General features: G+C 41.8%; 26 protein-coding genes. 10 read left to right on the top strand and 16 right to left on the bottom strand.

Annotated features, from left to right (window positions below):
* Positions 1-24 precede the first annotated feature (24 nt).
* Positions 25-918 (top strand): DMT family transporter, encoded by an 894-nt coding sequence (locus tag L3V77_RS11100; RefSeq protein WP_275134217.1) that lies wholly within the window; start codon positions 25-27, stop codon positions 916-918.
* Positions 919-1,033: 115 nt separating this feature from the next.
* On the opposite strand, the gene merF is transcribed toward L3V77_RS11100, so the two are convergent.
* The 5 genes from merF to L3V77_RS11075 form a co-directional block, all read right to left on the bottom strand.
* On the bottom strand, positions 1,034-1,252 hold the full coding sequence (gene merF / locus L3V77_RS11095) for a mercury resistance system transport protein MerF (protein ID WP_275134216.1): 219 nt from the start codon (positions 1,250-1,252) through the stop codon (positions 1,034-1,036).
* 6 nt (positions 1,253-1,258) lie between these two features.
* Entirely contained in the window at positions 1,259-1,708 is a 450-nt protein-coding gene (locus tag L3V77_RS11090) for a hypothetical protein (RefSeq protein WP_275134215.1), read from the bottom strand.
* A gap of 153 nt (positions 1,709-1,861) precedes the next feature.
* Positions 1,862-2,836 (bottom strand): helix-turn-helix domain-containing protein, encoded by a 975-nt coding sequence (locus tag L3V77_RS11085; RefSeq protein ID WP_275134214.1) that lies wholly within the window; start codon positions 2,834-2,836, stop codon positions 1,862-1,864.
* Between the two features lie 77 nt (positions 2,837-2,913).
* Positions 2,914-5,019: a multiheme c-type cytochrome gene (locus L3V77_RS11080; protein WP_275134213.1), complete on the bottom strand. Its 2,106-nt coding sequence runs from the start codon at positions 5,017-5,019 to the stop codon at positions 2,914-2,916.
* A 15-nt stretch (positions 5,020-5,034) separates the two neighbouring features.
* Positions 5,035-6,768 carry a sulfatase-like hydrolase/transferase gene (locus L3V77_RS11075; protein WP_275134212.1) on the bottom strand — a complete coding sequence of 578 codons (1,734 nt, stop codon included), beginning with the start codon at positions 6,766-6,768 and terminating at the stop codon, positions 5,035-5,037.
* Positions 6,769-7,421: 653 nt separating this feature from the next.
* On the opposite strand from L3V77_RS11075, the gene L3V77_RS11070 reads away from it, so the two are divergent.
* Entirely contained in the window at positions 7,422-7,805 is a 384-nt protein-coding gene (locus tag L3V77_RS11070) for a VOC family protein (protein ID WP_275134211.1), read from the top strand.
* On the opposite strand, the gene L3V77_RS11065 is transcribed toward L3V77_RS11070, so the two are convergent.
* Both L3V77_RS11065 and L3V77_RS11060 read right to left on the bottom strand, forming a co-directional pair.
* The gene (locus L3V77_RS11065; RefSeq protein WP_275134210.1) at positions 7,802-8,440 is read right to left on the bottom strand and encodes a response regulator transcription factor; all 639 of its coding nucleotides are present in this window, start codon (positions 8,438-8,440) and stop codon (positions 7,802-7,804) included. The two genes, L3V77_RS11070 and L3V77_RS11065, sit on opposite strands and share 4 nt — an antisense overlap.
* 261 nt (positions 8,441-8,701) lie before the next feature.
* Positions 8,702-10,303, bottom strand: coding sequence for a methyl-accepting chemotaxis protein (locus L3V77_RS11060; protein WP_275134209.1), 1,602 nt, complete (start codon positions 10,301-10,303; stop codon positions 8,702-8,704).
* Between the two features lie 470 nt (positions 10,304-10,773).
* Between L3V77_RS11060 and L3V77_RS11055 the strand changes: the two genes are divergently transcribed.
* The gene (locus L3V77_RS11055; RefSeq protein ID WP_275134208.1) at positions 10,774-12,426 is read left to right on the top strand and encodes an EAL domain-containing protein; all 1,653 of its coding nucleotides are present in this window, start codon (positions 10,774-10,776) and stop codon (positions 12,424-12,426) included.
* A gap of 72 nt (positions 12,427-12,498) precedes the next feature.
* Here the strand turns inward: L3V77_RS11055 and L3V77_RS11050 are convergent, their stop codons facing one another.
* Positions 12,499-12,714 (bottom strand): hypothetical protein, encoded by a 216-nt coding sequence (locus L3V77_RS11050; RefSeq protein WP_275134207.1) that lies wholly within the window; start codon positions 12,712-12,714, stop codon positions 12,499-12,501.
* Positions 12,715-12,752: 38 nt separating this feature from the next.
* On the opposite strand from L3V77_RS11050, the gene L3V77_RS11045 reads away from it, so the two are divergent.
* Positions 12,753-13,340 (top strand): substrate binding domain-containing protein, encoded by a 588-nt coding sequence (locus L3V77_RS11045; RefSeq protein ID WP_275134206.1) that lies wholly within the window; start codon positions 12,753-12,755, stop codon positions 13,338-13,340.
* Between the two features lie 57 nt (positions 13,341-13,397).
* Here L3V77_RS11045 and L3V77_RS11040 read toward each other — a convergent pair whose 3' ends face one another.
* On the bottom strand, positions 13,398-14,324 hold the full coding sequence (locus tag L3V77_RS11040) for a DMT family transporter (RefSeq protein ID WP_275134205.1): 927 nt from the start codon (positions 14,322-14,324) through the stop codon (positions 13,398-13,400).
* Positions 14,325-14,479: 155 nt separating this feature from the next.
* Here L3V77_RS11040 and L3V77_RS11035 point away from each other — a divergent pair, with 155 nt between their 5' ends.
* The gene (locus L3V77_RS11035) at positions 14,480-15,403 is read left to right on the top strand and encodes a LysR substrate-binding domain-containing protein (protein WP_275134204.1); all 924 of its coding nucleotides are present in this window, start codon (positions 14,480-14,482) and stop codon (positions 15,401-15,403) included.
* A gap of 108 nt (positions 15,404-15,511) precedes the next feature.
* Here the strand turns inward: L3V77_RS11035 and L3V77_RS11030 are convergent, their stop codons facing one another.
* The 4 genes from L3V77_RS11030 to L3V77_RS11015 form a co-directional block, all read right to left on the bottom strand.
* Positions 15,512-16,903 carry an SLC13 family permease gene (locus L3V77_RS11030; protein WP_275134203.1) on the bottom strand — a complete coding sequence of 464 codons (1,392 nt, stop codon included), beginning with the start codon at positions 16,901-16,903 and terminating at the stop codon, positions 15,512-15,514.
* Positions 16,904-17,034: 131 nt separating this feature from the next.
* Positions 17,035-17,634 (bottom strand): glutathione S-transferase N-terminal domain-containing protein, encoded by a 600-nt coding sequence (locus L3V77_RS11025; protein ID WP_275134202.1) that lies wholly within the window; start codon positions 17,632-17,634, stop codon positions 17,035-17,037.
* A gap of 1 nt (position 17,635) precedes the next feature.
* Entirely contained in the window at positions 17,636-18,034 is a 399-nt protein-coding gene (locus tag L3V77_RS11020) for a GFA family protein (protein ID WP_275136752.1), read from the bottom strand.
* 203 nt (positions 18,035-18,237) lie between these two features.
* Complete coding sequence (locus tag L3V77_RS11015; protein ID WP_275134201.1) at positions 18,238-19,110, bottom strand: arginine deiminase family protein; 873 nt, start codon at positions 19,108-19,110, stop codon at positions 18,238-18,240.
* A 109-nt stretch (positions 19,111-19,219) separates the two neighbouring features.
* Between L3V77_RS11015 and L3V77_RS11010 the strand changes: the two genes are divergently transcribed.
* The 5 genes from L3V77_RS11010 to L3V77_RS10990 all read left to right on the top strand — a co-directional run bounded on the left by L3V77_RS11010 (position 19,220) and on the right by L3V77_RS10990 (position 23,101).
* The gene (locus L3V77_RS11010; protein ID WP_275134200.1) at positions 19,220-20,011 is read left to right on the top strand and encodes an ATP-binding cassette domain-containing protein; all 792 of its coding nucleotides are present in this window, start codon (positions 19,220-19,222) and stop codon (positions 20,009-20,011) included.
* A 42-nt stretch (positions 20,012-20,053) separates the two neighbouring features.
* Positions 20,054-20,827: a transporter substrate-binding domain-containing protein gene (locus L3V77_RS11005; RefSeq protein WP_275134199.1), complete on the top strand. Its 774-nt coding sequence runs from the start codon at positions 20,054-20,056 to the stop codon at positions 20,825-20,827.
* A 30-nt stretch (positions 20,828-20,857) separates the two neighbouring features.
* Positions 20,858-21,583, top strand: coding sequence for an ABC transporter permease (locus L3V77_RS11000; protein ID WP_275134198.1), 726 nt, complete (start codon positions 20,858-20,860; stop codon positions 21,581-21,583).
* Entirely contained in the window at positions 21,576-22,343 is a 768-nt protein-coding gene (locus L3V77_RS10995; RefSeq protein WP_275134197.1) for an ABC transporter permease subunit, read from the top strand. The genes L3V77_RS11000 and L3V77_RS10995 overlap by 8 nt, the downstream gene beginning before the upstream one ends.
* Before the next feature lie 110 nt (positions 22,344-22,453).
* Positions 22,454-23,101: a TetR family transcriptional regulator gene (locus tag L3V77_RS10990; protein ID WP_275134196.1), complete on the top strand. Its 648-nt coding sequence runs from the start codon at positions 22,454-22,456 to the stop codon at positions 23,099-23,101.
* A 12-nt stretch (positions 23,102-23,113) separates the two neighbouring features.
* On the opposite strand, the gene rsmS is transcribed toward L3V77_RS10990, so the two are convergent.
* Genes rsmS through L3V77_RS10975 form a run of 3 tightly spaced genes read right to left on the bottom strand, consistent with a single transcriptional unit; the run spans position 23,114 to position 24,661 of the window.
* A complete protein-coding gene (rsmS, locus tag L3V77_RS10985) occupies positions 23,114-23,293 on the bottom strand; it encodes a pleiotropic regulatory protein RsmS (protein WP_275134195.1) in 180 nt (59 codons plus the stop codon).
* On the bottom strand, positions 23,290-23,841 hold the full coding sequence (locus L3V77_RS10980) for a primosomal replication protein (protein WP_275134194.1): 552 nt from the start codon (positions 23,839-23,841) through the stop codon (positions 23,290-23,292). The genes rsmS and L3V77_RS10980 overlap by 4 nt, the downstream gene beginning before the upstream one ends.
* A 31-nt stretch (positions 23,842-23,872) precedes the next feature.
* Positions 23,873-24,661 (bottom strand): TSUP family transporter, encoded by a 789-nt coding sequence (locus L3V77_RS10975; protein WP_275134193.1) that lies wholly within the window; start codon positions 24,659-24,661, stop codon positions 23,873-23,875.
* Between the last annotated feature and the right edge of the window lie 7 nt (positions 24,662-24,668).

Genomic DNA, 24,668 nt, shown 5'->3' with positions numbered 1-24,668 from the left:
CTATTGATGTGAACAGCAAATAACGTGAACAATAAATCAACAATTAATGGCCAATATTTGGTTTTATTGGCTTCTTTTTTTTACGGACTTAATCCCTTTTTTGCACAGATGCTGTTCAAAGAAGGTTTGGGTGCAGAGATGGTGAGCCTATATCGGTTTATTATACCGGCATTATTTTTTATTTTTTTTCTACGTACACCAAGAAGAAATTGGGCTGAAGCTTGTAGAAGTTTATTATTGGGCGTTGTCAGCGGCGTTTCTATTTTTTGTTATTTTCATGCTTTGAGAACCATTCCAGCCGCCACTGCTATCTTAATCTATTACAGCTACCCCGTTTTTAGCGTTTTGATTGGTTGGATTGTATTTAAGCGGGTGCCTTCACAAAATGCGTTGGTCTCGGCTGCGTTGGTCGCGATCGCCGCGTCATTAACCGTAAGGCCTGAAGCGCTTCCAGTAGATGCATTATTACCGGTTGTCGCTTGTTTTCTGGCACCTTTGACCGTTGCCATGCAGGTACAATATCTTTCAAATCCCAGAAGAAATATTCCCACAACCAATAGAATGGCTTGGATAACGATCGGTCATGTACTGGTTCTGTTACCGATAGCCATATGGGTTGAACCTACGCAGGTATTGCCTGTTTCATTCTTTGGTTTCATGTCAGTGTTAGGTATTGCATTACTGGCAGCGGCAATTCCTCAGTTCTTGTTTATGGTAGGAGCACCAAGATCATGTGCAAATAAGAATGCTTTAACGGGGTCGTTAGAGCTGGTTGTCGCGTTACTCACGGGTGCTATTTTACTGGGAGAGAATTTAAATCGATTAGAACTGACCGCCATGGCCCTCATGGTATTGGCATTGTTCATCAAGCAAGTAAAAAATAAGCGTATGGTCGAAACTGTTTTAGACAACCTGTGAATCAATCAAGAATGATTCACAGGTTTATTATACGCTATAGTTTAAAGCGTTTGAGTAGGTTATCTAGATTCAACGCCATAATACCTATGAGGACACTGGTCAACGAGTGGTCTAACTAATCGAATTCGCTTTTTTTTCTGTTTTTAAACAATGCATAAGCTGTCAGACCAACGAAAAACACGAGAGAAGGCAACAAGACATAATCCAAATAGCCGATCAATCCAGAAAGCCCAATTGTGGTGAATAAGATGACAAGGATAGGGGTAAAACAACACAGTGTTGCCACCAAGGTACCCGTAATACTCCATTTTAATAGTGATCGTTGTCTATTCATGTGAACCTATTTTTTCTTACTGCTACCACTGTTATTGTTATTCTTCCCACCGCTGCTATTACTTTTATCGTTTCCTGTTTTATTTCGACTGTTGTTGTTGGTTTTTTCTTTATCCTTCCTTTCTCTAGTTCCATTTCCTAGATTGGAGTACTTACTGTGAGCCGCGAGTTCAGCTTCTGTAATATAGCCATCTTTATTCTTATCAAAGGATGCGAAAGCACTTATCTTGTTTTTCTGCCGAGCCGGATCATTTGAGTCGGAGGCATTGCTGTCTTGCTGATTGCTTCGGAAACGATTGAGTTCGTCTTCGTCAATCACGCCATCACTATTGGTATCGACAGTGGTAAACGACGGAGGTAGGTGGCTTACTTCCTGATTGTTTTCTTCTTCGCTGGCAATGCTATTGAAGGATAATGCGGTGGTGAATAATATGAACCCGAGCATGCATTTGTTCATGATGTTAGTCCTATCCATGGTATAAAAAGACGACACTACAAGCATAGCAATTAATTGATAATAAACTCAAAAAGAATGAATCTATCAAAAAGCCATATAAGACGATGAGTTAAAGGAGAAAAAGGTGCTGCTAAATGATAAGTATCCGATGAACTAATAACAACGTTTTAATGTTGCGGAAGGTAATTCGTTGAAAAATCGTTTGTACTCACCAGAGAAACGACCGAGTTCAAAGAACCCCCAGTTGAGAGCAATATTAGAGACGTTATGTTCATTGCTTGAACTGGTGATCAACTCTTGTCGAACACCATTTAAGCGTAAAGCTCGTAAATATTGGTTGGGTGTTAAGCCAAAATACTCTTGAAATCCATACTGTAAGCTTCGCTCACTTAAGCCTGAAATTTCACATAGTTCAGATTTAGTGGGCACTAGGTGTGCGTGATGATTTAAGAACTCTATTGCGATACGGACCCCTTTTATTCGCTTGGACTGCGGTAATATTTTTTCTCTATATGCATTTGTTGGTTTTAGTGCATTGAGTGTTATGTCCAATACGGTTTCGCTATAGGCTTTTTTTACTAATTGATGGTTTAGCAGTTCAGGTTGTTGGTGAAGAAGGTAAATTAACTGGCTTAATCCATGAGTATATTGATTGAATGCGGTTTCTTCGGTTTGTACTGCTTTATTTTTAAGCCATTCAATCGGGAACTCTTGACCGGTAAGACGAAGATAGTTTCGGTATAGAAAATCGCGACTAAAAATAGTAGCAACATAATCAATGTGGTTGGAAACGTTGATATCCCAATCACCGCCGGAAGCTTGAAGTAAACGCTTTTTGGGATTGATGTTGCCATAAAAGGTGCCGCGAATCGACGGTATTACGAGAGAGGCGAAAGGAACATAATTGCTCGGGGGTGATGCCTCTATTCTGGTACCGATATTTAACTGTTCACGAAGAAGTAACACGTCGCCGAGATTAACTTCGATGCATTTTGCGTTCAGTTCTCCGGGGCGAAGCTGTGTGTATTGCCGACCTTTATCTTTGTTAAAGGTCTCTAGCTGACCAAAATCAGACGTTGACAAGGTGCGGTAACTGTTAATAGATTTATTTTTTCCTGCTTGTATCACGCTTAGCTAAACCTTTGCTTATGGAATTTTTTAGTATAGTTCTTAATAATAAATAGATGGTTTTTTCTTCTAATTAATTATTCGGGTAATGATTTTGGAGACGGGGTATTAAGTTGGCTTTTTGCTAGCTCAGTGACGCTTTGGTAATAGCTATTTTTAGGTTCGAGTTCTACGGAACGTATTAAGTGCTCTAAGGCGAGGGTCGAGTTATCTTGTCTAAGATGAAGAAGACCGAGGCTGAATTGAATCGCCGCCGAGTTTGGTGCATTTTTTGTGCCTTTCTCGAGGGTTACTTTTGCTAAGTCATCTCGGTTTTGTTCTCTGTATAGATCGGCCAAATTGACATAACTCGTCTCGAAGTACGGCTCTATTTCTATCGCGCCTTGGTAGTTCGTGACCGCCGATTCAAATGCACCTTGTGCTCGAAAAACATTGCCTAAATTGGTGCGGGCAAATGCACGGTCAGAATTGTATCTTTGAATCTCCATATATTCATTTAATGCTGGGCTTAATCGTGTTTGTTGGGCAAGGTTTAAGGACGACCAGTCTTGGATAAGCGCACCTGCCGTCGCGGTTCTTACCATTAGTATTGGGTCATCGAGTAGGGGAGACAACAGTGTCCACCGATCTTCATTGTTATAACTGGACGTCGCTGAAACCACCGCAAATCGTACCAGTGAACTGGTATCTTTGCTTCCTCTCATCGCTGCAATTGTTGCGAATTTACCGTCAATATTACTAAGACGGCTCAATGCTGACGCTCTGATAATATCTGTTTGATTGTTATCTAAAGCGATATAGCCCAATGCTTGCTCAGCGGCAGAATGACCAATTTCTCCTGCAAAATAGGCGAGGGAAAAATGTTTTTCTTTATTTCGCGTTGAGTCTGGAAACCATTGGTTTATATAAGATACTGCCCACTGCGGATTTTTGTCACTATGGCAATCTGTACATACATCCGGTGTATTCATCTGATTGCTTCTCGTCGGGTTCGGTATATGCCATGCGTGATCTCTTCTCGGGTCGATCTGCATGTAGTTTGTTTCTGGCATGTGGCAGTTAACACACCGATCACCTTCTGAGCCCGGATCATGGTGGCTATGTTCTATTGATGAATATTTATTGGGCAAATGGCACTGTAAACATACCGCTTCTTCTGAAACAACGAGCTGTGCGGTGTGGGGGTCATGACAATCCGTGCAGACGACACCTTTCGTTGCCATTTTAGATTGAAGAAATGATCCATAGACATAATCTTCATCGAAAATCTGTCCATCAGGATAATAAATGTCGGGAGAAATCAAATTTAGCTCGTATTTGTCACCAAACTCACTTTGTGTGTGGTCAACGGAATCATTGAGCTGAACACGTCTGCTATGACATTGAGCGCAAGTGGAGACTAAATCAGTTGATTCTATACTCGTTGGTTGAAGTGTTGATTGGCCTTCAATAAATTGCCACTGCTTTACCGATTTAGATAGGTCTCGTTGAAAGCCAAAATGTTTGTCTTCAAGCTCGATCTTTTTATTCGCCCATAGAACATGTTGCGAGGCCGGACCATGGCAGGCTTCGCAATTGACATCAATTTCACTCCATGTTGTCGCGTATTGGTCTGACTCCGCATCGTAATTTTTCTTCAGATTTGTGGAGTGACAATCGGCACATGTGTAATTCCAATTTTGTCCGGAATTGGTCCAGAAAAATGAGCTAGTCGGGTTCATGCTTGGGTACAAATAAAACCATTTTTGACCATTCTCAGCTTCTGATCGAGAATCCCAGGCAAAAGGGATTAATTGAATCCTTCCGTCAGGAAACTCAACCATGTACTGCTGAAGTGGATCAAAGCCGAAGGTGAAGCTGATTTTATAGTCATGAAAAATGCCGTTCTCATCCTGAATGTTGACCCAGTACGCATTGCCTTTTTTGAAAAATCGGTTTACTTCATTTTGGTAGCGTAACTCCGCATTATCAAAGTCACCCAAAACGGATTCATCATTAGCATGTTGCATTGCTTTATCATGATGTGAGCCTTGCCATGCCTTCGTTTCTTGTTCATGGCATGACTCACAGTTTTGACTGCCGACAAATACATTTTCTAATGTTGATTCACCATAAGCGGATGACGTGATAGCGCCAATGAGCACGAGAGCTATCACAAACACACTGCTTTTTACGACAAACACGGGTGCTGTCATTCCTTATAGTTTGCTGTTTTTAATAACTTGATCTATTGGGTTATAACCTTCAGGTACAGGAACAAGTGAGTTCTTTTTCTCATACGCCTTATACTCTTTTCTCATCTGAGCGACCATTTCTGGTTTGTCTTTGGCTAGGTTATTTAGCTCTGAAGGATCAATAGTGATGTCATACAGTTCCCACTCACCGTTTCCTTTGGGGGGTGGGTTGATGGCGAGTTTATACCTGCCTTTAAATACGGCGCTACTACCCGCCAACTCATAGCCAATGGCTTCTGAATCAGGGTGCACAGCTTTCTGTTTGCCTGTCATTACACTCCAAGCACTGGTGCCATCTGGTGCATGATATTTTTTGCCGTTATACGTACCGGTATGCCTGTCAATATTGGTGACTTCTAGAATAGTAGGGTAGATGTCTTTTACAAAAGCAAATGTATTAACCTTACTGTCGCTAGGAATAGCGGATGGGAATCGAGCAATAAATGGAACTCTTAACCCCCCCTCAGTAGAGAAGGTTTTAAAGTAACTATTTGGTGTATTGGCAGCGGCAGCCCAACCCGGACCATAATCGGTGTAGGATCCTTTTTGCCCCATTTCAGAATAGTCACCTTTGTAGTCGTCCATATAGGTGAATTCATAGTTTTTTTCATACCATGGACGATATGCTTCGTTGTTTGACAAGAGGTTTGGATCGGTACCGTTGTCAGACATGAAAATAATCAGTGTATTATCCAATTCTTTGATGTCTTTCAAATAGGCAAATATCTTGCCTATGTTGTGGTCCATATTGTCGACCATGCCGGCGTAGGTTTGCATGCGGCGAGCATTAAATTTCTTTTCTTCTTCAGAAAGTGCGTCCCACTCTGGTAATTTCCAATCATCAAATGATGTTTTTTCAAACTTATCATCAACGGATACCGCGTTAGGGAACAGCTTTTGTTCGTTTTGATTCTTGAGGCGACGGCTACGGAGTGCTTCCCAACCGGCGTCATATACGCCGTCATATTTGTCGATAAACTCTTTAGGTGCTTGATGAGGGTAGTGAACGGCCTGGTAACCAATCCATGCTAAAAATGGCTTACCATCTTCGCGATTGCTCTCGATATTATCGATGATTCGTTGTGTATAGAAATCGGAAGAGTAGTAGTCTTCAGTCGGTAGTTTGACTTCGTTTTCGTTCTCAAAGTAATGGACCCTGTCATACATTGGTGCATAAGGCATTTCGACCCAGTTGTCTGCTCCACTTTCTGCAAGAGCGAATGATTGTTCAAACCCTCGAGAATAAGGGATGGAATCTTTATTGCTGCCTAGGTGCCATTTACCCGCCATGTAGGTATGGTAACCAGCATCTTTCAATACGGTTGCAATAGTAACAACACTATTATTGAGATGACCTTCATAGCCCGGTTTCCCGAACTGGTTATCTGCCATAATTTCATGCATGTTACCTAGGCCTGCTAGGTGATTATCGACACCGCTGATCAGCATGGTACGAGTAGGAGAACACGTTGCCCCAACATGGAAGTTAGTAAAGCTGACCCCTTCTTTCGCAAGTTGGTTGATATTGGGTGTTTCTATTTCACTGCCATATGCGCCTATATCGCTAAAGCCCATATCATCCGCAATAATAACTAGTACGTTTGGTCTGTCGGTGGTGGTTGTCGTATCTGCCGCATATAATTGAAGCGATGAACTGCCTAGTACGGCTATTACGCCAGACATTACTATTTTATTCACGTCCCTCTCCTTGTTCTAAAAACGTATCGTGATGGTAAAACAAACATTTTTCATTAAGCCCGCTTTCTAGTTGTTAACGTCCTACTTCGGGCAAACCCACATGGTATGTAAAATAGGTTGATAATTTTCCGCATACTTTTAATTGATGGTAGTGATAGTAAGATGGCGTTGATAGGTGGTTGAAATCACTTTTACCATTTATTAACATATTACCAACATATAATCTGGTCACTATGCAAATTCGGCAAACCCAGTAATTTATCGTTTATGAGACAGTTGGGGGTAGAGGATTTGGATTGGTAATAGTCGGACACCCTCTTAAAACCTTGTTTAGTGCGTAGACGCGTTAAGCGCGTCGTTTAATTTCTCTGCCATCATAGTGCTTTTAAAGATACTAGTATGACCCTCATTGAAGCCATAGACGCTGACAGCAGCATTCCGCATCGTAAATGACATCTGGCTTTCTAAAGGCACGACACCTTCTGAATTCTCTGAGGAGAATAAGGAATCAGATTGGTTACGATAAGTGAAAGCGACATAGAGACAGTTACGATAAAGTTCAAGACAGAATTGATGTCTGTCGCTTATATCCAATACAACCACACTTATCCATTCTACTCTCGCTATTCATTCGTAGGTTAGAGGGAAATAAAATGAGATTTAAGTACGCTATACTTTATGTTGAAGATGTTACGAAAACGCTGGAGTTCTATGAGAAAGCTTTCGATTTTAAGCGCTCATTCCTCCATGAAGAGGGTGACTATGGAGAATTAGATACAGGAGGTACGACGTTATCATTCTCTTCGCTGAAGCTAATGAACCAACTAGGCAAAGAGGCTGTTGCTCCCAATGCTTTGACACCGAGTTTTGAAATAGCTTTTGAAACAGAAAATGTAGCCAACGTGTTGGAGATAGCAATCAGTGCTGGTGCTCGATTGGTACAAAAAGTAGAAGAAATGCCATGGGGGCAAACTACTGCATATGTAAATGATATCAATGGTTTTTTAGTTGAAATATGCAGCCCAATTCGTAACTAATACGCTTGCCAGAACAGTTGAGAGATCAGGTCGTGCCGTTTGAGTAACTCTGAGGGAGTGACACCAAACCAATGTTTGATCTCTCTGCACATATGTGACTGATCGGTATATTGGTATTGATAAGCTACTTCTGTAAAAGTACCACCGTCAACCAGCGTTTTTGCGCTCTGTCTGGCTCTTGCTAAGCGTAGCCAAAATGACGGACTGCGTGGGGTGTTGCGTGAAATCACTCGTTGTAATGTTCTGGAACTAACGCCTAATTGATTGGCACAGTGTTGAATACTGGTGCCATGTTGTTTAATACAATTTAATACCTCAGATATATTCTCATTGGTATGTGTTGCGTTTTCTATTTGGTCGGTTAGTTTACTTGTTGAGTGAAGAGATGACAGCAACCCCGACTTGTCCAATTGTTTAATTTCACAACCTGGCTTAAGACGAAACCCCATCATTTCTGTCTCTGGTTCCATTTCTACGTTGATAGTTTGGAGATAAAGAGGAGAGAGATAAATCTGAGGGGGACGATTTTTTTGTAGGCTAAAAATTACGTCCTGACAGCCATCGGGTACCACATAGACATTCTTATGTTTGGTTACTTTAGAATGCCAAAAATCGATGATGTTCTCACTGGCCATAATTTTGCTGATATCTATTGCTATTGTGATACTAATAATTACATATCCTGAAGTCTTCTCCCAGCTCTTTTTCTAGTTAGCGACGTAAGGTTAAACAATCTGATATATATATTTTTTCTGTGACAAAAATAGCCCGTGCCATGTTTTGAAATCTTAGAGAAATAAAGATACTAAGGCTAACATTGAAGTGAAAAATGTTAGCCTTAGTGAAGGACTGATTAGCAGTATGTTTGAATATCGAAGAGCGTTGGTTATTCAATACTAGATCGTAAAACGTATTGTATCATCGCGTAAAACTTGGCCGACTTGCGACAAGTGTTCTGCAAGCTCCTGATTATTCAGTGCATTATTTCGAGTTTTACTCGACGTATCCGCGACATGTACGATTCGCTCGTTCATATCGTTAGCGACGTGACTCTCTTCTTTTGTTGCGGTTGCAATGTGGGTGTTCATTTCATTGATCGCGACAACGGCTTCAACAATTCGTTTTAACGCAACGTCCGCTTCATTCATATGTTCAACACCCGCGGTTGCTTTCTCTTGGCTAATGTTGATGGCTTTAACAGATTGTCTGGCTTGGCTCTGTAGGTTCTCTACCATTGTTTTTATTTCGCTGGTCGAATTCGCGGTTCTAGCAGCCAACCCCCGAACTTCGTCAGCCACAACAGCAAATCCTCTCCCTGATTCTCCGGCACGTGCGGCTTCTATCGCTGCATTTAGTGCCAGTAAATTGGTTTGTTCTGCAATTTCATTGATGACATCAAGAACTTTACTGATCTGTAAACTGTTCATGTTAAGGGTATTAACGACATCTCCTACAGATTGAACATGTTGATTAAGCTCATCAATAGTGGAGGCGGCTTCTTTGACCGTAACTCTGCCTTTATTGGCTTCCAGTTCAGCGTTGTTTGTATAATCTGAGGCGTTTGCACTGCTTACTGCTACTTCTTGTATGGTCGCGGTGATTTCATTCATAGCAGTGGAAATCAGTTCTATTTCTTGATACTGCTTATCCATACCGATGGCGTTTTCAGTAGCAGCTTTATTGAGCTGTAAACTGGACACACTAAGCTGTTCGCTAGAATGGACTACGCTACCTAAAATGGCAGAAAAGTCTTTGAGAACATCGTTATAGTCTCTGTAAAGCATGCCAATTTCATCTTGACTATCATCTGCAGGTAAATAAACCGTTAAGTTACCCTTAGAGAGCATTTTTAATGCCTCTCTTAAAGGCAGTAAAGGCTTCATTAAGAATCGATTTACGTACAGATAGAAACAGCCAGATAATAAAAGTAAAGAAAAAATAAGTGCCATTGATATCTGCATGTTATTTCGTACATTAACGTTGCTGGCGACCTCCATCATTTGTACGGCTTTATTCATCTCTTTAAGAATAACTGGAGATCGTTGAAAAATATGATTAATTATTTCCGCTTTATTCTCTTCAGATAATGAAGAAGAACGGTCAATCAACACTTGGATGTCTTGTTGGTATACGTGCCATAGTTGCTCGACTTTTTTGAGTTGATGCTCAATACTTTTCGTTGCAGGAACAGAAATGTCCTGCTCCTTATTCCCGTCCATTAACCACTGCATCGATGTGTCGAACTGCTTGATGGTTGTTTTTACAGTTTTGATATCACCTAAGCCAGATTGAATAAGCAGTGCTTCTTTAGCCACTCGCTGAGAGAGCATTCGCTGCCTACCTGCCACGTTTATCGTAGAGGCATCAGCTTGCATACCATAATAAATGATAGCCATCGCGATAAAACCAGAGAAAACCAATACTGAAATTAGCGATAAAAGTTGTGATTGAATGCTTTTAAATCCAACCAATTGTAATATTTTTCTTATCTTGTTCATGTCTTAAAATTCACACCCAAATTTAGTGGCAAACAATTAACATAAAATACTTGTTGTTAACAACGAGCATTTTGAAGACGATTAGAAAATAGCGAGAAGTCATGAACGAGAGTTCGAGCGCCAAATCAATAGTTCAGAATCATACGCGTAGATAATATAAAATGCGCTAACTATTTGTAAAACCGAACATTACCGATTTAATTAGTCAATAAGTCGGGACGGGAAAAGTTGAATTTCAATATGATTTGAGCTTAAAGAGAAATTTTTACGAACACGGCCGACACATTGATTTGATACGTCTACTGATGTGATTCATATGACAAGTATCTATATTTTTAAAATGTGACATACACTTTGGTTATTATTAATTGCATGATTAATTATAACTCTATATGTTTAATGTGAGCTTTTCGTTCAGAAAAGTTTGTCGTGAGCGGATTTATTTTTAAAATGAGAGATTGATTAAATCTATGGAGAATATCGCAGGGAATTCGCTAGATTCAGTGTTTTTTTGCATCGATATCGATGGGTATATCTATTTTGGCGAAAATCTCTCTAGCTATAGACACACCCTGCATTATAAAGAGTGGTTAGCCCAGATTCACTATGACGATGTAGAGCACGTTGAAAACGTTATCTTTCAATTATTTACATCTGAAATCCCTTCAGCAGCGATGACGTTTCGTCGGCAAGGTATCGATGGGGCGTACTTGGAACTAACCTGCCAATGTAAAATTGCCGTACATCAGGGAAAATACTATATTGAGGGGGTACAAGAAACATACTACGCAAAATTTGATCAGGATAAGCACATTTGTCACCAACATTGGGTGGCCTCGCGTTATCACTTTTTTCATTATAAAAAATTGCTAGATGACATGAATCGACTTGGTGACAATCAAACACCCTGTACTCTATTTTATTTCAATATCAACAAACTCAAAACATTGGTAAGTCAGTACGGTTACGACGTTTTAGATAGGATCTATAGCTGTATTTATAACGCTCTTAACGATTTATCGATATACCCTATATATCGATATCAATCCATTCTAGGCAATTTTGTTTCTATTGTTGGTCATTCTTTCAACAGCAATGAATTAGAAGAAATCTGTGACAAGATATTCTCTCACTCTAAAGATCTAGCAAATCTAAATCCAATGTTTGATCTGTGTGATATGCGTGTCGGTATAATGACGCTACCGCCGCGTCAATCTGAATCACCTAGAGATATATTAAGGCACCTCGCAAGAACGAGTGAGTACGCCTTGAAAGGAAATGAGTGTAAATGGGCCATTCATGATGAAAACAAGCATTCAAAACTGGCTAGGTATTTCTTTGTTGAAAAAGAACTGCGGGGCGCAATAAGAAATAATGAATTAACCGTTAAGTTCCAACCGATAATCAATGTGGAAACCAACAAACCTTGCAGCGTAGAAATATTATCCCGATGGGAAAACAGTGCGCTTGGGGAAATATATCCTGACGAGTTTATTCCTGTGGCTGAATCCCAGCATTTAATTGTGCAGCTTGGCTGGCAAGTGTTTAATCAAGCATGTCAGTTTTTGAGCGAATTACCGTGCGATTCAACCGTGAGTGTGAATGTGAATGTCTCGGTTCTTCAACTACAGAGTATAAGTTTTGCTACGCAAGCGTTAAGTATCGCAATGGAACATCAAATATCACCATCGCGAATTGTTATGGAAATAACTGAATCGCTATTCTTAGATACGAGCTCAATGGCTAGCGCGCAGCTGCTTGCACTATCACAGCTTGGATTCAAGCTTTCTCTCGACGATTTCGGCTCTGGTTACAGTACCTTAAATAATTTATTTTCCTTACCAATCAACCAAATCAAACTCGACAAGGAAACGGTAAATAAAGCCATGCAAAACGAGGAAGCGATGAACTATGTTTGCTTTCTTATCGATATGTGCCGACGAAATGACGTTGAGTTTCTAGTGGAAGGCATTGAGAATGCAGATATGAATGCGTGTTATCGAAAGAAAAATGTGCATTGTATGCAGGGCTTTTATTTTTCTCAACCGATGGATGGTAAAACAACGGTTGAGTATTTAGACCATGCCAATAATAAACCTCCGAAAAACCGCGCAAAGCCGTAAGCTAATTGTGTAATCGAAGACGAATAGACGTAAATACTCAAATCAATGATGAGTGACGTGATACGTCAATTGTTATAGTTGAGATACATCAGCATAGATTTTGTAATCACTGATTAAAGCCTCTTTCATAGTTAAAAATGTCGCGAAGTTTGCTGAATGTTTACTACCATCTTTCCTAATGTAACTTACCTGACCGTTACAGATAATCACATCATTTTGATTCCAGATATCAACAAAGGTATGAGACATACCTGCAATAGAACTGAAAAACTGACGATTCATTTCCACAACATTCACCAATAGGTAAGCTCAAGATTTGTGTTCCAATGTCTTTTGGGCGATTGAAAATTGCTCCTTTAATCCTAGGTTTTCTGAAGAAGTACCCGCAGGTTGAAATCGATATGGTTATGGACGATCGTTACTCGGATATTGTTGTTGTTGGATTCGATGTTGCTATTCGTGGTGGCAATCTTGCCGATTCATCCTTAATCGCAAGAAAACTTATGCTTAGTCGCAGTTTAATTTGTGCGTCCAAAACATATTTAGATGGAAGATTTTTGCCCAAAACGCCCATCGATCTGACTGAGCACAATGCGTTGATTTATAGCCAGTCGGGACAAATGATCGAATGGATTTTCGAATACAATGATTACATCGAAAGAGTCAGCGTACGTGGAAATTATAGAGTAAATAATAGCGAAGCAATATTAGCAGGATGCTTACAAGGCTTGGGGGTTGGACGATTGCCTGATTTTATCGCAAAATCTTATATAAATAGTGCTGAGCTCATCCAATTGTTACCAGGATACAACATGCCGGAAAAAAGTATCTGGGCGGTTTTTCCTGAACGTGCTTATATGCCAGTCAAAGTTAGAGTTTTTACCGACTATCTCTCTGATACATTGACGTTATAGGGATACAGTGATTTAGGGTGTTATTTAACATTCCGATATCGTGATGCGACGTAAGGATTAATCATCAATAGAGCGGTTTTGAATCAAAATTACCTCAGGCTTTAATTGGAAACTAATTAGAACTTCAATCAGACACGCACCGATAATCAGTATCGCGCCAGTCCATTCGATTATCGTCATGCGTTCATTCGGTAACAACATACTTGCAGAGAGAACGGCAACAAGCACCTCAGACATCATCAATAGGCCAACTTTTCCGGGGTTAATAAACTTCTGAGCCCAAAAGATCGCAAGTACAACTGGCAACATTACCACTATAGAAACGAATGATATTGTTGGAAGCACTGACAAAAACTGATCCATACTTACGTTATTATTGGCCCCCAAAATATAGCCAATAAATATTGCTCCCAGCGCGGTGACAACGAACTGGCATAACGTCATTCCAGCTAAAGGAACACGTTCAAAGCGCTTAATCATTGCCGCACCGATTGCCCAAAATATCCCGGAAAAGAAAGCGAAAAAATCACCGATATTCAATTGTACTGAACCATGACCAGAAAGAAGCAACGTCATTCCTGAAAGTCCAGCCAAAACGGCTAACCAACGAGACCAATGGGCTTTTTCTTTTAGCCAGAATATTTCAATTAATGTTGCCCAAACGGGTGTCAGATAAAAAAGAAGCGTGGCTCGCACGACAGAGGAGTAAATCACTCCCGATGAATACAAAGCAATACCTAATCCTGTAAATAGACCGATAAGTAGCATTCGCCCTAAGTAATCTCGATGACGATTCCATTGTAGTCCTACGATCAACAGCAAAGGCAACATAGCGGGAGTCGTTAATAATGCAATGGCTGACGTTCCCGTTACTCCCTGAGATTCCAAATGCCTTAATGGGATCCAGTAAACGCCCCAGAATGCCGCGGAAATAAATACGACGGTAGATGCGAGTCCAGAACTGGGTGATCGTAGTGATATCATATTGCACCTCTCGAATCGTATTATTAATAAATAGTTAATTATGAAGGTCCTTTGACACTATGGTCATCACTTCAAATAATCCATTATATCGACTTTACTATGGATGCAGAATTCATTTATTATTCTTTCTCTATTAATATTTTCTAAATAAAATTATGCATTATTCACTTCCTTCATTGAATGCTCTCAGAGCATTTGAAACCGTTGCTAGGCATCTTAATTACCATTCAGCAGCAGAAGAATTGCGAGTCACTCCTGCTGCAGTGAAACAACTCGTTAGTCGGCTAGAGCAGTTGATTGGCACGCCTTTGTTAAAACGTAAGGGTAGAGGTCTTGTTTTAACTTCCGCAGGAGAGAGAGGTGTGGACGATCTCTCTTTAGCGATGAAACACATGAAATCTTCTGTTGATAAGATGCAGGAGTTTCGCAGTTCAAAGCAGCTTATCATCTCTGTTGAACCATCCTTTTCCAGCGCATGGCTTATTCCCCGGTTAGCGCAATTTAAGATGGCCTACCCAGATATCGCAGTACTGATAGATTCATCTCCACAGTTGATTGACTTGGAACGGAGTAATGTTGATATAGCTATTCGCTATGGTGTTCGAAACCACGATAATCTAGTGCATCATAGATTAATCAACGACCAAATTATGCCAGCGTGCAGCCCTGCGGTAGCAAATGCTCTCCCGCCCACCAAAGCGCTATCGGATCTCTTAACTACTTCTCTAATTCATTGGGATACCACTCAACTCGAAGCAGCAGAATCTAGTAGAGAATGGTTTGTTTGGAAGAATTGGTTAGCCCACTTTGGATCGGAAAATATGGCAACAAGTAAAGGGCTTCATTTCAGTGAATATAACCAGGCGTTACAAGCGGCTATTGGAGGACAAGGTTTTGTTTTAGTAAGTAAACCAATTCTGAAAAATTTATTTCAGGCAGGATTACTCATTTGTCCATTCAAAGAAATGGTTAGCCCTGATATCGGATATGATGTTGTTGTTACAAAAGAAGCGATGATGCGTTCGGATGTGCAAATATTCGTTGATTGGATAATAAAAGCCGTTAGAGAAGACCATTGATAAATTGAAATAAGGGTGGATTAGCCATCGTTTCTGTCAATACAAAACACGAGCATTTACATCAACTATCTTTGGCAAAACAAACGGCATGTTAAGAGAGAGCCTTATTCAAACCCAACCCAGCAGCCACCACCACACATAATCAAGCGGGAACAGAAAAACTATCGTTACCGCAGTAAGGGGTAACGTTACTTTAACTAGCTTACTTAGGGGTTCTTGGGAGAGTTGCATCGCAACGATCAATGGGGCAACCTGATATGGGAATATCACGGTAGAAAAGCCTAATACTTGTGTCATCAGTACCGCTGTAGTTGAGAATCCGGTCGCTTGAGAGAAGTCCGCCGCGAGAGGGGATAAGACGGCTGGTACACCTGGAATGGTGGTGACTAAACCCGTGACAACCGATGTTAAAGAAAGCGACATAAACCCAAGGAACGAACCAGAAGATGAGGAAGGTAAAAGCTGACTAAACGCTTCCCCCATGTAGTTGCCTATCCCTGATTCGTTTACTAGCATGCCTAATCCAAGGGCAGCAGAGACAAAAACTACGGTACCAAAGTCGACGGAACTGTTGAAAGATTTGGGGGGGATTACGCCTACTTTTGGCAGGAGAAGAATAATCGCTGTTGCCAGACCAACCCACGCTGGATTCACGCCATGTATTGAGTCTGTGACCCAAAATAGAAGCGTGATTCCGAGTAATAAGCCGACTTTTTTTTGCGCCTTAATATCAAAATTATCGTCTACACTTTGAGATGCCGGCGTGAGATTGGATGAAATTTTATCAGGAAAAATTTTCAACACCAAAGTGACGATGAGCAGAGACTTTAGAACCCCTAATACAGGAAAGTGGAGCAGTAAATATTCGGTATAACTAAACTGAATGTCATAAAGAGTTTCACTAGCGCCTGCGAGTATCATATTTGGTATATTGGCAGGCAAAACAGCAAAGCTTGGCATATTACAGGCGAGAGCCAAAGCGACGGCGATACCAATTCGTCCATTGCTTCCCTTATCTAAGCCGACTTTATCAGCGAGCGCCATGCCGATCGGAACCAACACGACCGCCCGTCCCACGGATGAAGGCATTATAAACCCAAGCAGTACCGCACTCATTACTAGTCCACCAATCAGCCTAGTATAGCTGCCGGTTAAATAGGGTGCGATTGTTGATGCGAGCCTCTTCCCTAGCCCGGTGGAGGAGATAGAAGCCCCAATGACAAATCCTGAGATGATCAGCCAGACAGCGGTGGAACCAAAACCAGAAAAGAGTAGAGTGGGTTCTATCAGTTTAAAAATGGTCGCTAGAGCAAAGAAAATAAGCCCGACAAGAAATGGCGGCACAATGCCAGTAGTCCAGAAAATGAGGGTGATTAACACAACTGCAGCGCTATGGGAGAATCCCGCTGGCTGACCTGATACTGGAAAAAGAGCCAACAGAATCGCAATTGCTAACGTGGCAGCAAGTGCGCCGTTTCTTACATTGAATCCGAAATTCATGCCAGCAGCCTTATGTAGATACGATTAAGATAACTCTAATGTAATAATTGCCACATTGACAGGGTATCTTTGAAATCTTATTTCACGACAGGGGATAACACGAAGGAGCAAACGTTAAAAACCCTGTGTATTTATTTTGGTTCAGATGCGGCAATCAGTTTGTGACCACGTAACCAGTCTAAATGTTGTTCAAATTTTCGTATTGGCTTTGCGCCATGTTGGCGTGCTTTTTTATAAACGGTTGCGACAAAAATATCAGCTAATGAAAAATCACCGCCAACAGCATAGTCTGAAACGAGCCAAAGCCTTGATGACAGAATAGCCAACGTATGTGTCATCCAATTCCCCCTAAATTCTTTCTTGGCCGATTCTGATAGTTCTGGTCGCAAGGTGCTCAAAACCGTTCGATTCTGCGGAGCATGAATCGTTGAGTTTACATATTCACATATCTCTCGTATTGAAGCGCTTTCTTCCCAATGCTTACCTAGAATAGAAGGGGATGGGTTCAATTCTTCTACGCACTCTATAATAGCGATAGATTCCGAAATAAGGTAACCATCGATAGATATTACCGGAACGTAACCGAATGGATTAATGGCTAGAAATGAAGTCTTTAGCTCTGAGCTTTCGACTTCGACACGAGAATAAGTGATCCCTTTGAAATTTAATACCCATTCAACTCTCTCTGAACTATTTGATCCAATGGCACTGTAGAGAATGACATTTTCCATATCAGTTAGCTCGATCTGTTGGATGATGGACTCCGTCTTTCGTCACTATCTCACCAAGTTTAAAAGGGTTAACGCCTTCAAGACAACCAGTATTAAAGCCGTATTCCATTGGATTCGATCGTCGTTGGTGGTGCGTGTATATACCACAATTAGAGCAAAAGTAATGCTTCGCTGTCTTGGTATTAAACTGATAGAGTTTTAGGTGCTTCTCACCTTTGATGATTTTAATTCGATCTAATTGAACAGACGCGACGATGGCCCCTTTCCTGCGGCAAATAGAGCAATCACAACGCCGTGGATTTTCGATTCCATTGGGTAGATATAACTCCAATTCGATACAACCACAGTGACAAGTTGCCTTGTGATACTCTCTTATTTTTGTACTTCCTACGTACTTAATCATGTGCGCACTCTCCTAAAATAGAACACCTTTAAATCGTTATTTAAGTTAACACTCAGAAAATACCTAGACAATAGTGGTTGAAAACATAATCTCTGCTTGCATAAATGGCCAAAAAATCGCTACAAAATGACCTCAAAAGACGAGCACACCCTAATTAGGGTGATGCTCTAAGCGCTGTAATATCGCCTAATCTGGTCGAATTATTCTCGAAGAATAGGGTTCGTTAAACAGGTTGGTCCGCCTTCACATGCCATACATAGGGCGTCACCTTCAAATACAGTGACGTTCACTCCGCTCTCTTCCATGACTTTTTTTGTTTTTGGGAAGCCATCGATCATGATGCAGTGATCTGGAGAGGTAGGAAGTACATTTAAGTTAAGACCAAATGAGGCTTCAAACTCATCGGCAGGCGCGATAACGAACTCGATATTGGACTCTTTTAGCAGTGTCCACAATGATGCTGGAATCAAAGGCGGATGAACAAGGTACTTGGTTTCAGTCAGTGGTGAAATGACGGACATAAGATGGAGACAAGCTTCTTCTCCCGTCCAATAGGGCATATCAAAACTAAGCACTGTGATGTCATGTGGATTTAGCAACGCATTGAGTTGCCTTACCCCTTCTTTATTCGAACGAAAACCCAGCCCGACGATCAACGTGTTTTCATTAAGCCAAATGGTGTCACCGCCTTCAACCATCGCGTCGCCAGTCAGTTCGCCCAGAATGGGAATGCCTGCTTGCTCGTAAGCTTGTCTGTGTACCTGAGGCTCGTCAGCTCGGAGTGGTTTACCCATTTTTAATGGTACGGCTCCGGCCTTGGTGATGATCGATGCATCACGAGTAAACATAGCGTCAGACAGGCCATCGCCTTGATCTTCAATCCATACGATCTCTGCGCCAGTTTGTTTGATTAACGTGGCAAACTGGTCGTATTCCTTGATCGCTTTTTCAGCGTTAAAAAAGTGATTGTAGTGCCATAATGCAGGGTCCGCCTCCAACAAGCTTTTACCGGGACGACGCATCAAAACGCGTGTCATTTTTTTAGCCATTAACTGACAACCATAATTAGCCATTTATCTTTCCTTAGTATAACGAGTAATAAAAACAGATTGACATTTAGTCTATACGGATGCATAAAGTTATACAAGCGTATAGTTTTGCGCAGTATTATAGGTGATATGGATGTCGATAAATGGATACAGGCGCAAAGGTCCTGTTATTGAAGTAAAGGATTTGCATAAATCGTTTAATCGTATTGAAGTGCTAAAAGGCATTGATTTACATGCGAATAAAGGCGAAGTCATTGCCCTGATAGGAGGAAGTGGATCAGGGAAATCGACCACATTGCGCTGCTTGAATTTACTTGAAACGCCGCAATCGGTTGGATCCATGAGGCTACTTGGAGAGGAGGTGCTATTCAAACCGTCCAAGGGTGAATCATTAGATGTGTTGGATAAAAAACAACTCCGTTGGATACGAACCAAACTTGCAATGGTTTTCCAAAGTTTCAACCTTTGGCCTCATATGACACTCGAACAAAATATCATGGAAGCCCCCGTACATGTGCTGGGACAGTCGAAGGCTCAGGCAAGGGATAAAGCACATGACTTACTGGAAAGAGTGGGGTTGTTAGAGAAACGAAATAGCTACCCTTCATTTCTGTCAGGAGGGCAACAACAGCGCGGGGCCATTGCTAGGGCATTGGCTGTTGACCCCGAGGTATTGCTGTTCGATGAACCGACATCTGCTTTGGACCCTGAATTGGTAGGCGAAGTTTTATCTGTTATGGCCGGGCTTGCGGATGAAGGTCGTACTATGATCATCGTCACCCATGAAATGCAATTTGCTGCCGATGTTGCTAATAGAATTATTTTCCTCGACCAAGGAAAAATTGAAGAACAAGGTACACCGGACCAGATCTTCAAATCACCTCAATCACCCCGTTTACAGCAGTTTATAAAGAATATTTATTAATAACTCACTCTACAATCACAACATTTCAAGGAAAGAAATATTATGAGTATCAAAAAAACAGTTCTCTTATCGTGTGTTTCAATAGGATTAGCGATCTCTCAAGCAAACGCGGCACCAATAAAAGTCGGTATTGCAACCGAGGCGTATCCCCCGTTTTCTGTGCCGAACGCAGAAGGGAATTACACTGGTTGGGAAATCGATATTGCAAACGCGGTGTGCGATCAGGCAGAGCTAGAGTGTGAGATTGTTGCTACGTCTTGGGACGGAATTATCCCTTCGCTGGTTGCTGAAAAAATAGATGTTGTTGCCGCTTCACTATCGATAACAGAAGAGAGAAGTAAAATTATTGATTTCTCGGATAAATATTATCAAACGGGTGCAAGTTTGGCGGTTGCCGCAGATAGTAAAATCCTATCGACTCCTGAGAGTTTGGCCGGCCATAAAATTGGTGTGCAATCGGGTTCCGTTCATCAGTCTTATGCTTTGAAGCACTTTAAATCTGCGTCGATTAAAGAGTATCAAACTCAAGATGAAGCGAATCAAGACCTATTCTCGGGAAGGATAGATGCCACTTTAGCTGACGCCTTAGTATTAGAAGATTTTTTGAAATCAAGCGAAGGTGCGCTTTGTTGTTCATCGGCCGGGCTCGTTGCTCATGATGAAGCACTGCTTGGCAAAGGAATTGGTTTTGGACTTAGAAAAGGCAACGATGATCTAAAAGCCTCGCTCAATGCTGCCATTGAAGCGATCAGAAAGAATGGCATCTACGATAGCATCACTCAAAAATACTTCGAATTTAATATCTATGGTGAATAGTTTGCCAGTCGATCTAATTTGGAGACGTAGATGGTAAATTATAAGAGCATGAGTTGGTATGAATTACTTGCTATACCTCCTCCCGGTTGGGGGGGGTATTTGCTGGATGGTTTATTGGTTTCTTTACAGGTTGCGAGTCTTGGTTATCTATTCGGACTGATTATTGGCATGTTTGCCGCCAATGCTAAACGCCGCGGTAATGTCCTTGTGGCTGATCTGGTGACCATCTATACCACCGTGATACGCGCCGTGCCGGAGCTTGTATTAATTTTATTGGTTTATTTTGCTCTACCGGATCTCATCAATCAGTTGCTTTCCGTTTTTGGCGCAGAAAAGATAGAAATCAATAAATTTTCCGCTGGTGTACTGGTGATTACCATTGTACAAGGAGCCTATGCGACAGAAGTAATAAGAGGTGCCATGAATGCGATCCCTACAGGGCATATTGAAGCCGCGGAAAGTTTTGGTATGCACCCTTTTGTTACCTTCTATCGGATTACGATCCCTGAAATGTTGCCGAATGCGTTGCCAGGCCTTTCTAATCTATGGTTGATTGCGACCAAAGACACGGCGTTATTGGCGGTGGTTGGGTTTACTGAGTTGACGTTGGCGGCTCGTCAAGCGGCCGGGGCCACTAAAAGTTATTTCCTCTTTTTGTTCGCGGCTGGCTTGTTGTATCTCATTGTTACATTGCTCTCTAATGTTCTATTTAACTACCTTGAAAAGCGACTTAATCGGGGGGTGAAATATGCTTAACATAATGATCCCTCATCGTATTGTCCTTATTTTGCTCGGTTTAATACTGGTTTTTGCGGCTATTTTTGGTCTGAACTGGCACTGGTTGACGAACTATAGTGCGGATATACTCAACGGCTTATGGAAAACCATTATGCTGTTGGTGAGCACAATCATATTCGGTTTTGTCTTCGCCGTTTTGCTTGGTTTGGCTCAGGTTTCCGGCCCTAAGCCACTGGCATGGTTTGCCCGAAGTTTTTGCACTATTATTCGTGGAACACCTTTACTGCTTCAGCTATGGCTTTTGTATTATGGGTTGGGATCTCTCTTCCCTTATATCCCGGGAATACGGCAGAGTTGGATGTGGCCGTACTTAACGGAGGTATGGCCATACGCATTTATCGTACTGACGATCTCTTTTGCTGGCTATGAAGGGGAGGTCATGAGAGGGGCGCTTAAGGAAGTGCCAAAAGGTGAATTGGAAGCGGCTTATGCTATGGGGATGCATCCCTATATGGTCTTTCGACGAATCTGGTTGCCGCGAGCGATACAAAGGGTGCTACCGACATTAAATGGTGAGGTTATCTTGCAACTCAAAGCGACCCCACTGGTGGCAACGATATCGTTTGTTGATGTCTATGCGGTCTTCTCAAGGATCAGACAGGAGACTTTTATTGTGTACGAGCCTTTAATTTTATTAGCTCTGCTGTATTTGGTGATTGCTGGGATAATCACTTTAGGTTTTTGGTATTTAGATCGCCGCCATCCGAGCTATTCGTAATGGCTCTTGTGTTTTTTATTTGATAACGATGTAGAAAATAACAATAAATAAGCGTACCTAGCCGTGTCATTGTTTATACTACGCCGAGAAATGTTGAACGAGTTGATCCGATGAATGAGAAACGCCGAGTACCAAGAAAAGAGATGTCTATCAATCGTAAAACAGAGTTGGTTGATGCGACCCTTAGGGTAATAGCATCTGATGGCGTGAAGGCGGCGACAGTTCGCTCGATTGCAGAAGAGGCGAAAGTGACACAAGGGTTGATTCGTTATCATTTTAAAAGCAAAGATGAGCTGATCATCGCGGCTTACGAAAAGCATATGACTAATCTGATTGACGTTGCTGCTCGTGGGTCGAATGGCCATTACTCTTCAGCAAAAAAACGCTTGGCGATGTTTGTACAAGCCTCGGTTAGACCGCCCATTATTGATGCGCAGGTGATAGCGATATGGGCTGGATTTTTTCAGCTTTTGTTTCATAATCAACCGATGCGCGAAAGCCACAAAAAAACCTACCACTTGCTGCGGAACCATATCCAACAGTTGATAGCCGATGTGTTTTCTGAAGAGTCCAGAGAGACAACGGACAAAGAATTGCGTCAGTTAAGCATTGCCTGCAATGCTGTTTTGGATGGTCTGTGGATAGAAGGTGGTATTATCCCTGATGAGTTCATGACTAACGAGCTAGTTGAAACTGCGATTAGGGGCTTTAGTGCACTGACAGGGGTTGAGCTAAGTCGCTATTTGAGTGTTGAATAACGTAGCATAACTTTACGTCGATGAATCTCCCATGAGTTCGACACGTTTTTCTAGGTCTCGTTTGACTATGTTGATAGCCTGTAGCGCCACAACAGGGTCAACCTCATTACTTTCTAGCAGATAGATAAGATCCACTGCCAGTTTTATCTCTTTAGGAGCGGTATCGATATCGTTGTTGTTAGCAATGGTCATGTAAAGTCCTTTAATTTAGCTATCTGTTCTTCTATCTCTTCTCTAGAGTGTTGGCAACGAATTAGACGATCTCTCGCCGTATTGAATACGACGTCGGCCGCGTGTTTATCTTCGGTTGCCGCTGTGTTGACTATGTTTTGTTTTTCATCGACTAACGTTCGCAGACGATGTTCCCACTCCTGATGTTGTATCAGGTTCTGTTGAAGTCTCTTGAGTGACAGACGCTGTGTTGATGCATTTCCTGGGCGAAGATTGGTGGAGATCTCTCGAGATATTGCACTTATCTGATCGAGCAGTTGTTCAGTCAAGTATTCAGCTTGCCTAGGGGTAAGTGCTTTCTCTCCATTAATATATGATTCATTTTTACCCAGTATCGTTTTGAATGTGGCTAGAGCCTCTTGTACACAAGGTGAGAGCAGTCGTGATCGACAGCGGAACAACTTGTCGTCAAAAAGCGCTCTAGGCTGGACGCCGCGTTGGACGTCCAATTTCTTGGCTGTGTTTGCAAGATCATCTAAAACGGTTTTAATTCGACTGAACTCATTCATGCAATGCTATACCGATATCTGAAAGTGACATTCAGCTAACCGACAAATCGGCAAACCACGCATCATAACCAAGTTTAATGGAGAGAATACTGACAACAGTAACAAACACGGGCCGAATAAACGTCGCACCGAAGCGGATGGCGGAGTGAGCCCCAACAAAAGCGCCAGCCATTAGACAGACACCCATGGTTAGGCCTAAGACCCAATTAATGTGTCCCAAGAAAGCAAAGGTGACGAGCGATGTGAAGTTACTTGTAAAGTTCATTGCTTTTGAAAGGCCAGAAGAGAGCAGTATATTCATACGATAAATCGCCATGCTGCTGACTATCCAAAATGCACCCGTTCCGGGTCCTGCTACACCGTCATAAAACCCCAAGGTTAATCCTTGTATCCACTGGACTTTATTCAATCTCTTACTAGGCTTTGGTAATACGTTTTCGTTTGCCTCGGGCGTTTTATGCCAAATGGTATAGATAGCGGTTGCCAAAATGATCACGGGTAATGCTTTTTCTAGCCACTCAGTACTCAACGCATCGACAACAAGCGTACCGATTGTCGCGCCGATTAAGGTTGAATAAAAGGCGTGCTTCCATAGTTCTGGCGTAAAGAGCCGCTTTCGATAAAAAGTGACCGCAGCGGTTGAAGAGGCAAAGGTTGCCGCGAGTTTATTCGTCCCTAAAGCAATGTGAGGTGGTAGCCCAATTGAAAGCAAGGCCGGTACGGTTAACATGCCACCGCCACCTGCTACTGCATCTATAAATCCGGCGGCGAATGCAACCAAAGCCAAAATAACCAACATGGTTGGTTCCAACATTTCCATAAATTTT

The sequence above is a fragment of the Vibrio sp. DW001 genome, from assembly GCF_029016285.1.
Classification (GTDB): Bacteria; Pseudomonadota; Gammaproteobacteria; order Enterobacterales; family Vibrionaceae; genus Vibrio.
The sequence above is the reverse complement of the archived record's forward strand: the minus strand, read 5'-3'. Positions and strand labels throughout refer to the sequence as shown.